General features: G+C 71.6%; 10 protein-coding genes and 1 riboswitch. Of the genes, 4 read left to right on the top strand and 6 right to left on the bottom strand.

All coding sequences use genetic code 11. From position 1 onward, the window contains the following. The coding region (locus H0X00_RS17355) for a transglycosylase family protein (RefSeq protein ID WP_293773306.1) at positions 1 to 312 on the bottom strand (312 nt) is incomplete at its 3' end. Between the two features lie 134 nt (positions 313 to 446). Next, positions 447 to 602: riboswitch (cyclic di-AMP (ydaO/yuaA leader) on the bottom strand. Positions 603 to 844: 242 nt separating this feature from the next. Between H0X00_RS17355 and H0X00_RS17360 the strand changes: the two genes are divergently transcribed. Genes H0X00_RS17360 through H0X00_RS17370 form a run of 3 tightly spaced genes read left to right on the top strand, consistent with a single transcriptional unit; the run spans position 845 to position 2,987 of the window. After that, positions 845 to 1,267: an NfeD family protein gene (locus H0X00_RS17360; protein ID WP_293773309.1), complete on the top strand. Its 423-nt coding sequence runs from the start codon at positions 845 to 847 to the stop codon at positions 1,265 to 1,267. A 27-nt stretch (positions 1,268 to 1,294) separates the two neighbouring features. Further along, positions 1,295 to 2,197: an SPFH domain-containing protein gene (locus H0X00_RS17365; RefSeq protein ID WP_293773311.1), complete on the top strand. Its 903-nt coding sequence runs from the start codon at positions 1,295 to 1,297 to the stop codon at positions 2,195 to 2,197. 37 nt (positions 2,198 to 2,234) lie between these two features. Beyond that, positions 2,235 to 2,987 carry a sulfite exporter TauE/SafE family protein gene (locus H0X00_RS17370; RefSeq protein WP_293773313.1) on the top strand — a complete coding sequence of 251 codons (753 nt, stop codon included), beginning with the start codon at positions 2,235 to 2,237 and terminating at the stop codon, positions 2,985 to 2,987. A gap of 4 nt (positions 2,988 to 2,991) precedes the next feature. Here H0X00_RS17370 and arfB read toward each other — a convergent pair whose 3' ends face one another. Continuing rightward, complete coding sequence (gene arfB / locus H0X00_RS17375; protein WP_293773316.1) at positions 2,992 to 3,414, bottom strand: alternative ribosome rescue aminoacyl-tRNA hydrolase ArfB; 423 nt, start codon at positions 3,412 to 3,414, stop codon at positions 2,992 to 2,994. A gap of 204 nt (positions 3,415 to 3,618) precedes the next feature. Here arfB and H0X00_RS17380 point away from each other — a divergent pair, with 204 nt between their 5' ends. Continuing rightward, positions 3,619 to 5,067, top strand: a complete 1,449-nt coding sequence (locus H0X00_RS17380) for an NAD(P)/FAD-dependent oxidoreductase (RefSeq protein ID WP_293773319.1) — start codon at positions 3,619 to 3,621, stop codon at positions 5,065 to 5,067. A gap of 7 nt (positions 5,068 to 5,074) precedes the next feature. Here the strand turns inward: H0X00_RS17380 and H0X00_RS17385 are convergent, their stop codons facing one another. The 4 genes from H0X00_RS17385 to H0X00_RS17400 all read right to left on the bottom strand — a co-directional run. Continuing rightward, positions 5,075 to 6,157, bottom strand: a complete 1,083-nt coding sequence (locus H0X00_RS17385; protein ID WP_293773322.1) for an ABC transporter ATP-binding protein — start codon at positions 6,155 to 6,157, stop codon at positions 5,075 to 5,077. Beyond that, complete coding sequence (locus H0X00_RS17390; protein WP_293773324.1) at positions 6,154 to 7,860, bottom strand: iron ABC transporter permease; 1,707 nt, start codon at positions 7,858 to 7,860, stop codon at positions 6,154 to 6,156. Before H0X00_RS17390 ends, H0X00_RS17385 begins: the two co-directional genes overlap by 4 nt. Then, entirely contained in the window at positions 7,857 to 8,870 is a 1,014-nt protein-coding gene (locus H0X00_RS17395; RefSeq protein WP_293773327.1) for an extracellular solute-binding protein, read from the bottom strand. The genes H0X00_RS17390 and H0X00_RS17395 overlap by 4 nt, the downstream gene beginning before the upstream one ends. Before the next feature lie 193 nt (positions 8,871 to 9,063). Further along, the coding region (locus tag H0X00_RS17400; RefSeq protein WP_293773330.1) for a glycosyltransferase at positions 9,064 to 10,182 on the bottom strand (1,119 nt) is incomplete at its 5' end.

The following is a 10,182-nucleotide window of genomic DNA, read 5'->3' on the forward strand; positions in this document are numbered from 1 at the left end:
GTCCAGGCCGATCCGGCGCGAGCACGCGGGCCAGGCGCCCCAGCCCTGAGTGTCCAGCACGCGCTCGGCCACGGCGATCTGCTCGACCCGGCTGGCGAGGTCGGCCCGCGGGGCGTAGCGGGCGCCGCCGTGGGAGCGCCAGGTGCCGGAGGCGAACTGCAGGCCGCCGTAGTACCCGTTGCCGGTGTTGATCTGCCAGTTCCCCCCGCTCTCGCACTGCGCGAGCCGATCCCAGCTTGAGGTACTCGCCGCCTCGGCGGTGGCGACCCCGGCGAGTCCAGCGAGCGGGATCGCGACGCCGGCGCCGGCCACGACAGCGGCCCGGGTGGCCCGGGACGGTGGCTTGGGTTTGCGGTGCCGGCCTTGGACCCGGGGTGGAGTTTTGTTCGGGGCGGGTGCCTCGTCCGGACGGGGGCGTGGGAAGGCCGAACTCGGTATGGGCATGGAGAGCCTCTCGAGCGCCTACGGGGTTAGCTGACGGGTTCGGGCGAGAGGTCGCATGCCCGGCCGCGCACACTCGCGTGGCTTCACCCCAAGATGGCCGCCGCAGCGGCCGGTGGGTCCCCCATCGCTGCCCGAGGTGGGATCGGTGCGCGGATCCGTCGGGCAGCGCTCGGCGCACGGATCCCGGGCCGTGCCGGCGGGCTCGACCGCGCGCCAATCTAGCCGCGGTTCGCCCGATTTCACCGAACTTTGCGCGCTGAACTGGTGCCCGTGGCCCTTGTCGCGGGACGAATCGGGACACTTCGGGTCACCGGGCCAAGTCCCGGCTGCGATCAGCCTTCGCCGGGACGGTGGTAGCCGCGCCCGGGGTCGGGAGGCCCCGCGGACCTACGATGACCATGTGGATGCCTGGGTGTGGTGGATCATCGCCGCGGCCGTCCTGGCCGCGGCGGAGGTATTCACCTTCGATCTGGTGTTCGCGCAGCTCTCGGCCGGGGCGCTGGCCGCGGCCGGGGTGGCCGGCGCGGACGGCGGGACTCCGCTGCAGATCGCGACCGGGATCGTGGTCGCGCTGGCGGGTCTGGTGCTGCTCCGTCCGGTCGCGCTGCGCCACCTGCGGACCACGCCGGAGTTGCGCACCGGCGTCGCGGCGCTGGTCGGGCAGCAGGCGGAAGTACTCGAGGACGTCGGGCCGCGTGGCGGCCGGGTCAAGCTCGCCGGCGAGGTCTGGTCCGCGCGCAGCTATGACCAGACCAGCGTGTACGGCGCCGGCGAGGACGTCGCAGTGATCGAGATCGACGGTGCGACCGCCTTGGTCGGATAGCCACCCGCAACGAACGACGGGGGAAACATGAGTGACGGCAACCTGGCAGCGACGATCGCTCTGGTCGCGATCGCGGTGGTCGTGCTCGTGGTGTTGTCCCGCTCGGTGCGGATCGTGCCGCAGGCGCGGGCCGGGATCGTGGAGCGGCTCGGCCGCTATTCGCGGACCCTCCCCGCCGGGCTGACGCTGCTGGTCCCGTTCATCGATCGGCTCCGCCCGTTGATCGACCTGCGCGAGCAGGTGGTCTCGTTCCCGCCGCAGCCGGTCATCACCCAGGACAACCTCGTGGTGTCGATCGACACCGTCATCTACTTCCAGGTCACCGACCCCAAGGCGGCGACCTACGAGATCGCCGACTACATCCAGGGCGTCGAGCAACTCACCGTTACCACGCTGCGCAACGTGGTCGGCGGCCTGACCCTGGAGCAGACGCTTACCTCCCGCGACCAGATCAACGCCGCCCTGCGCGGCGTCCTGGACGAGGCGACCGGTCGCTGGGGCCTGCGGGTGAACCGGGTCGAGCTCAAGGCCGTCGACCCGCCGCTGTCGATCAAGGACTCGATGGAGAAGCAGATGCGCGCCGACCGCGAGAAGCGGGCGACCATCCTGACCGCCGAGGGCTTCAAGCAGTCCCAGATCCTGACTGCCGAGGGTGAGAAGCAGGCGCAGATCCTGCGGGCCGAGGGCGAGCGCGAGTCCCAGATCCTGCGCGCGCAGGGCGAGGCGCAGGCGATCACCACGGTGTTCCAGGCGATCCACGACGGTGACCCCGACCAGGGCTTGCTGGCGTACCAGTACCTGCAGATGCTGCCGGAGATCGCCCGCGGCGACGCCAACAAGGTCTGGATCGTGCCGAGCGAACTCGGCAAGGCGCTGGAGGGACTGGGCCGCGTGGTCGGGAGCGTTCCGCCCACGCCGCCCGGAAGCTGACGTGCCCTCAGTCCGACACGCGGGTTAGCGTCACGCAGTGAGTCCCTGGGAAGCCCTGGCGATCGCGCTCGCCGGGTTCGGAGCCGGGGCGATGAACGCCGTCGGCGGGTCCGGGACGCTGCTGACCTTCCCGACCGTGGTCGCCGTCGGCTATCCGCCGCTGCTGGCCAACGTCTCCAACACCGTCGGCCTGGTCCCGGGGTCCGCGGCCGCCGTCTGGGGGATGCGCTCCGAGCTGACGGGGCAGCTCGATCGGATCCGCCGGCTCGCGGTCGCCTCGGCCTGCGGGGCCCTCACCGGAGCAATCCTGCTGCTCACGCTGCCCTCCGAGGCGTTCGACGCCATCGTCCCGGCGCTGATCGCGCTGGCCGTCATCCTCGTGCTCGTCCAGCCCCGACTGACCGCCGCGATCACCAGCCGGCGGGAACTGAACCCCGGCCACGGCGGGCCGCCGATGTTCATCGCCTGCGGCCTGGTCGGGATCTACGGCGGGTACTTCGGGGCCGCCCAGGGCGTGCTGCTGATCGCGTTGCTCGCGGTGTTCCTCGACGACAGCCTGCATCGCCTGAACGGGACCAAGAACGTGCTCGCCCTGACGGCCAACCTGGTCGCTGCCCTGGTCTTTATCGCAATCGAAGACATCGACTGGAAGATCGCGGGCCTGATCGCGGGTGGGTCCATCGTCGGCGGCCTGCTCGGCGCCCGGCTGGCCCGCAAGCTGCCACCCGCCGCGCTCCGCGGCATCATCGTCGTGATCGGCACCCTCGCGATCGTCCGGCTGCTCGCCTGAATACTCAGTCGTCGGCGGAGCGGCGCAGGCGTTTGGTCTGCGAGCGTCGCGTCTTCTCGTCCAGCCGGCGCTCGGTGGAGCCCTTGGTGGGCCGGGTCGCGCGCCGCGGTGGCGGCGGCGGGGCGATCGCCTCGGTGAGGATCGCGACCAGCCGCTCGGCCGCGGCCTGCCGGTTGCGCAGCTGGGCCCGGTTCTCCGAGGAGACCACCACGACGGTCCCGTCGACGAGCTTGTTGGCCAGGCGCTGCAGCGCGCGCTGGTGCAGCGCTGGGGAGAAGGCCTCGGAGTTCGCCAGGTCGAAGATCAGCTCGACGCGGGAGTCCGCGGTGTTCACGCCCTGGCCGCCCGGTCCGGACGACCGGGAGAAGCGCCAGGTGAGCTCCTTCTCCGGGATCGTCACCGAGCCGACCCGTATCGCTTCAGGCATGCCGCCAGGATGCCGCCGCGGGCCCCCGGACTCCATTCAATTGCCTCCCACCCGGCCCCGCGAGTCGGTCCTGCATGACTGAGTGGTCGATTTCCCGGCCTCCGGGCCCCGAATTTCGACCACTCGCTCATGCATGAGCGGATGGTGGGTGAGGCATGACCGACCGCACACGCGCAGGGGGACGGCGTGTGGTTGGTTGTCCCGGTGGCTGGCCGATCAGGAGCAGGACGCACGTCGGCCGACGTGGTGATCCTCGGCGCCGGGCCGGCGGGACTGGCCGCGGCCTGGCGCGCCGCGCGCGCTGGGCGTTCGGTGGTCGTGCTGGAGGCCGCGCCCTATGTCGGTGGGATGGCTGCGAGCTTCGAGGTGGCCGGCATCCGGGTCGACGCCGGCAGCCACCGGCTGCACCCGGCGACCGATCCGCGGTTGCTCGCGGACCTGCGCGGCCTGCTCGGTGAGGACCTGCAGACCCGCCCCCGCAACGGCCGGCTCCGGGTGGCCGGGACCTGGGTCGGCTTCCCGCTCAAGCCGGTCGAGCTCGCCCGGGTGCTGCCGGGGCGGATGTTGGCGGGGATCGGGCGGGACGCGATCACCGGACCGGCGCGCAAGCCCCGGGAAGACACCTTCGCCGAGGTGCTGCGCTCCGGACTCGGCCCGACGCTCTACGGCGCGCTCTACGACCCGTACGCCCGCAAGCTGTGGGGCCTGGACGGTAGCCAGATCGACGGCGAGCAGGCCCGGCGCCGGGTCACCGCCGACACCCCGTGGAAAGTTGCGGCCAAGATCCTGGCCCGAGCCCGGCGCAGCCGCGTCACCGGCGAGGGCGGCAGCGGACAGGGCCTGATCTTTCACTACCCGCGGCGCGGGTTCGGCCAGATCGTCGACGCGCTGGCTCAGGCCGCGACCGACGCCGGGGCGGAGATCCGGCTCTCCAGTCCGGTCGCGCGGATCGTGCCCCGGTCCGGGTCGGATTCCTCGCCCTTGGTCGGCACCGCTGACGGCACCACCGTGACGGGTCGTCACGTCTTCTCCACCGTGCCGCTGCCCCGGTTGGCGAAGATGGCGGACCCGGCTGCTCCCGCGTCCGTCCTCGCCGCTGCGGACGGCCTGACCTTCCGGGCGATGGTGCTGGTCTACCTGGTGCACAGCGGCGGTCGCTGGACCGGCTTCGACGCGCACTACCTGCCGGCCGACGGAACGCCGATCACCCGGCTCTCCGAACCGGCGAACTACCGGATCAGCGCCGACGACCCGGCCGACCGCAGCGTGATCTGCGCCGAGATCCCGTGCGCGCAGGGCGATGCGATCCACACCGCCGACTCCGCGACGCTGGCCGAGATCGTGGCCGACACCCTCGCCCGCACCGGACTGCCGGTGATGCATGTCGAGCAGGTCGTCGTGCGCCGCGTCAATCACGTCTACCCGGTCTACACCCGTGGCTACGGCGAGGCGTTGAGCACCCTGGACTCCTGGGCGCGCGGGATCCCGGGGGTCACCACCTTCGGCCGCCTCGGCCTGTTCGCGCACGACAACACCCACCACGCGCTCGCGATGGCCTACGACGCGGTCGCGGCCCTGACTCCGGCCGGCTTCGACCACCAGGCCTGGGCGCAGGCCCGGGAGCGGTTCAACGTCCACGTGGTTGAGGACTGACGCACCCTCAGCGGGGCCGGACCCCGTCGACCAGGATCGAGGGCGTGATGCCCGGCGCGAGTCCGACCGAGACCTTGGCGCCGAGGTCGAGGCGGACCTCGTGCGGTTGCAGCGAGCGCAGCGTGATCCCGGACTGCAGCGTGAGGGTGTAGAGCACGAAGGCGCCCTGGAACTCCAGCGCGACCACCTCGGCCTTGCCGGGGCCGCCGGCGTCAAGGGTCACCTCGTGCGGCCGGGCGACCAGTTCGACCTCGCCGTGGCCGATCCCGGAGGGGGTGATCATCTCGGCGATCTCGGAGTACAGCATGCCGGCGTCGCGCTCGGCCGGCAGGAGCACCGCGTCGCCCACGAAGGTGGCCACGAACCGGGTCGCCGGGTGGTGGAACGCCTCGTCCGGGGTCGCGTCCTGCTCGATCCGGCCGCCGCGCATGATGACCACGCGGTCGCCGGTGGCCAGGGCCTCGTCCCGGTCGTGGGTGATCAGGATCGCGGCGGTGCCGGTGTGGCGCAGGATCGCGACGGTGTCGGTGCGGATCTGGGCGCGCAGGCCGCGGTCCAGGCTGGAGAAGGCCTCGTCCAGCAGGACGATCGGCGGTCCCGGCGCGAGCGCGCGGGCCAGCGCGACACGCTGCTGTTCTCCGCCGGAGAGCTCGTGCGGGTAGCGCCCGGCCAACGGGGCCATCGAGACCAGATCCAGCACCTCGCGGATCCGGGCGGTCCGGGTCGGAGAGCGCCGGGGGAGTCCGAAGCCGACGTTGTTCTCGACCGTGAGGTGGGGGAACAGCGCGTGGTCCTGGAACACCAGGCCGACCCCGCGCCGCTCGGCCGGCACCCAGGCGTCCGGTCCGGCGACGTACCGTCCGGCCAGCCGGACGCGGCCGGAGTCGGGCCGCTCGAGGCCGGCCACCATGCGCAACGTCGTCGACTTGCCGCAGCCGGACGGGCCGACCATCGCGATGATCTCGCCCGGACCGACGGTGAGGGAGATTCCGTCGACGGCGCGGGTCCTGCCGAAGTCCTTGACCACGGACTCCAGCGAGAGGAGCAGCTCTCCGGGCGGCACCGCCGCCGTCAGCGGAGGGGCCGTCATGTCAGAGCCTTCGCCGGCAGGATCTTGCGGAACAGGATCAGCACCGGGATGGTCGCCACGACCACGATCGTCAGGGCCGGCGTGGCCGCGCTCTCCCAGCGGGCCTCCGAGGCTTCCTGGTAGGCCTGGATCGAGAGCGTGGTGAAGCCGAAGGGCCGCAGCAGCAGCACGATCGGCAACTCCTTCAACGCATCGATGAGGACGAGTACCACCGCCACCGCGACGCCGGCCCGGGCCAGGGGCAGGTGCACCCGGGTCAGCACCTGGCGGGGCATCGAGCCGAGGCTGAGCGCCGCACCGGTGAGCGATGAGGGCATCTTGGCGAACGAGGCGTCCACGCTCTGGTAGGCGGGGGCCATGAATCGCACCAGGTAGGCGTAGACGACGCCGATCACCGAACCGGTCGCCACCGCGCCGATGCCACCGGAGATGCCGATCGCCTCCGCCCCGTCGTCCACCCACGCCGTGGCGATCAGTACGCCGATCGCCACCACGACGCCGGGGATCGCGTAGCCGACGGTGGCCACCTGCGAGGCCATCTCTACCCCGCGACCCTGGGTCAGCTTGGCGGCGTGCGCCATCACCACCGCGGCGGCCACGCACCCGGCGGCCGCGATGAAACCGATGCGCAGGCTGTTCCAGAGGTACTCCAGGTAGCGCTCGTCGAGGAGGCTGGAGAAGCCGCCGTCCTTCGCGTTCCCGGCCCACCACACCAGCTGCCACACCGGCAGGGCGAAGGCCAGCAGCAGCACCAGGGAGCACACGCCGGTGGCGGCCCAGGCCTTGGCGCCGCGCAGCGGCACCGGGGTGAACCCGCGATCCGCCCCGCCTTTCTGCAGGTACCGCGCCCGGCCGCGGGCCAGGCGTTCGGCGAGGATGACGATCAAGGCGAACGCCAGCACCAGAGAAGCCAGCGCGGTCGCGGACTGCCGGTCGAAAGTGCCCTTCCAGACCCGATAGACCCCGACCGTGACCGTCTCCACGTTGAAGTACGCGACGGTGCCGAAGTCGGTCAGGGTCTCCATCATCACCAGCGCGGCGCCGGCCATCAGGGACGGGCGGGCCAGCGGCAGCACGACGCGCAGCAGTGCCCGGGTGGGCGAGCACCCCAGCGACCGCGCGGCGTCGTAGGTGGCCGGGGCCTGCTCCAGCAGCGCGGAGCGCGCGAGCAGGTAGACGTACGGATACAGGCACAGCGACAGCACGACCGCGGCCATGCCCGTCGAGTGCACGTCCGGGAACCAGGCGTCCTGCCCGAACCACTCGCGCCACTGGGTCTGGATGGGGCCGGGGTAGTCCAGCAGGTACAGGTAGACGAAGCCGGCGATGTAGGCGGGCATCGCCAGCGGCAGTACCAGCAGCCAGGAGAACGCGCCCCGCCCAGGGAAGCTGTAGGCGGTGACAAGCCAGGCCAGTCCGCCGCCGATGACGACCGTCGCCGCGCCGACGCTGACCAGGAGGACCATCGTGGTGATCACCATGTGCCCGAGCCGCGGCGGCCACTGGACGTCGCCGCCGGTCGCGGCGAACGCGTCGATCACCACGGCGAGCACCGGCAGGCTCGCGATCACCGCGATCAGGCCGACGCCGCCGGCCCAGCCAGTCCGTCCCCTGCCGCCCCGGAACCGGTTGCCCCTGTCCCGGGGTCGTTCGCCCTCGGAAGCGGCACTGCTCGCCGGCAAGCCGGGATCGAGCAGGGTCACCGGTACCCGGCCTCCGACATCACCTTGATCGCCTCGGCGTTGAGACTTCCGTACGCCTCGGCGTTGATGGGAGCGAACTCATACGTCCCGAAACCCTCGATCAGCGCGTCCGGCTTCACGTCGGGGTTCACCGGATATTCGTAGTTGCCGTCGCAGAACGCGTTCTGCCCGGTGGTGGCCAGCCACTCCAGCAGCTTCTGCGCGGCCGGGGCGTTGTCGGCGTTCTTCAGGACCCCGGCGCCGGAGATGTTCACGTGCACGCCGTCGCCATCCTGGTTGGCCCAGAACGGCTTGACCGGGAAGTCCGAATCGTCGGCGAGGACGCGCGCCAGGTAGTAGTGATTGGTCAACGCGACGTCGCAGCCACCGGCGTCGATGGTCTTCAGGACGGTCACATCGTCCGTGAGGATCTTGGTGTCGTTGGCGACCCAGCCCTTGACGATCTCCAGCGCCTTGTCCCGGCCGTGCTGGTCGATCATCTGCGCGACGAGGGACTGCATGTAGGAGGAGTCGGCGGTGCGCCCGCACAGCCGGCCCTTCCACTTCGGGTCGTCCAGGCCCGCGTAGGAGTCCGTGGAGTCGAAGTCGCTCGGCTGGGCCTTGTCCGGGTTGTACATGACGGTGCGGGCCCGCATGCTCAGCCCGACCCAGCGGTCCTGCGGGTCGCGCAGGCCCTCCGGCACGGCGTCGTCCAGGGTCGGTGAGGTGATCGGCTGGAGCAGGTCGTCCTTGGCCGCGAGCCAGAGGTTGCCGGCGTCGACGGTCATGTAGAGGTCGGCGGGGGTGTCCTCACCCTCGGCCTTGATCCGCTCGAGCAGTTCGGCGTCGCTGCCGTAGAGGAACTCGACGTTGATGCCGGTGTCCTTGGCGAACCCGTTGAAGGCGCCCTCGAGGTCGTAGTGGCGCCCGGAGTAGACCCGGATCGTCTCCTTGTCGTCGGACCCGCAGCCGACGAGGACGGGAAGCAGCAGGGAAAGGACAGCGGCAACACCGAAGAACTTGCGGTACACGGCTCACACCCTTGGCACGAATTCAGCACGCTGCCCGGATAATGGGCAGCCTAACCTAACCCTGCGACCTTGGAATTTCGTATGTGGGCAGGCCAAATCTTGAGCAGCCGCGTCGTGGTCGCTGCTGCCCTGGCGTTCGGAGCGGCCGCCCTCGCGGGTTGCGGTCAGGACGACGGACGCACGGTGCGCAACCTCAACTCCGAATCGCCGATCCCGTCCGGCGGATCGGAACCGGCCGGCTCGACGAGCCCGTAGTCGGCGCGGCCACCCGGTCCGCGTTCAGCTCGCGGTGCACGGCCGGGACCACCTTGCGCAGGTAGCGGCCGAGCTTGACGAATGAGTCCCCGGTGGTCCGGAAGTGGTACCCGATGGGCACTTCGGTGTAGTGATATCCCTTGGCCAGCAGGTCCAGGGTCAGGACCTGGGCGTAGTTGTAGTCGTGCACGATCTCGGCCTCGGCCGCCGCGCGGGCCGAGAAGGCGCGGTACCCACTCTGACCATCCGTCAGATCGCGGCGGCGGGCGGTCCAGCGCACCCAGCGGGTGAGGACCACGTTGCCGAGGCGCCGGTGCGGGCGCATGTGCTCGATGTTCCCGGCGAAGCGGGAGCCGACGACGTAGTCCGCCGTCCCGGCCAGCACCGGCGCGACCACCGTGGGCAGGTCCTCCGGGGCGTACTCACCGTCGGCGTCGAGGTAGACCACTGCCGCCGGGTTCAGGGCGCTCGCCTCCCGCAGGGCGGTGCGTACCGCGGCGCCCAGGCCCTGGTTGCGCGGGTGCGCGATCACGGTGGCGCCGGCCTCCGCGGCGCGGGCCGCGCTGTCGTCGGCCGAGCCGTCGTCGATGACCAGGCAGCGCACGGGCCGTCCGTCCACCCTCGCCGGCAACCGGCGGATCACGTCCCCGACGACGTCCTGCTCGTTGAAGACCGGGATCACCGCGATCACCGGCGCGGCCGCCTCGACGAGCCAGGGCACCGGGCGGGCCGGCAGGGTGCGGGGCAGGCGCAGGTTGCCCCAGTAGGTGGGCGCTGGGGTCAGCAACGCGACGGCACCGACCACCAGGGAGTAGGCGGTCTTCACCGCGTGGGTGGCCAGCGCGATGGCGAACGCCGTGCCGGGGTCGACCCCGAGCGCGGCCAGCGCCGCGGTGCCGGCGGCCTCGTAGGAACCGATGCCGCCCGGGGTCAGGGCGACGGTCTGCGCAGCGATCGCGACCGCGGTCACCGCGATCGCCTCGTGGTAGGCCAGGTCGACCCCGGCGGCGTGGGCGACCTGCCAGGCCAGCGTCGCCTCCAGGGCCCAGGCCAGGAA

Source organism: Sporichthya sp., assembly GCF_013815995.1.
Classification (GTDB): Bacteria; Actinomycetota; Actinomycetes; order Sporichthyales; family Sporichthyaceae; genus Sporichthya.

Excerpts from the sequence above, each read along its gene's own strand:
- arfB (WP_293773316.1), bottom strand. The coding sequence starts at position 3,414 with ATGCCTGAAGCGATACGGGTCGGCTCGGTGACGATCCCGGAGAAGGAG.
- H0X00_RS17365 (WP_293773311.1), top strand. The coding sequence starts at position 1,295 with ATGAGTGACGGCAACCTGGCAGCGACGATCGCTCTGGTCGCGATCGCG.
- H0X00_RS17385 (WP_293773322.1), bottom strand. The coding sequence starts at position 6,157 with ATGACGGCCCCTCCGCTGACGGCGGCGGTGCCGCCCGGAGAGCTGCTC.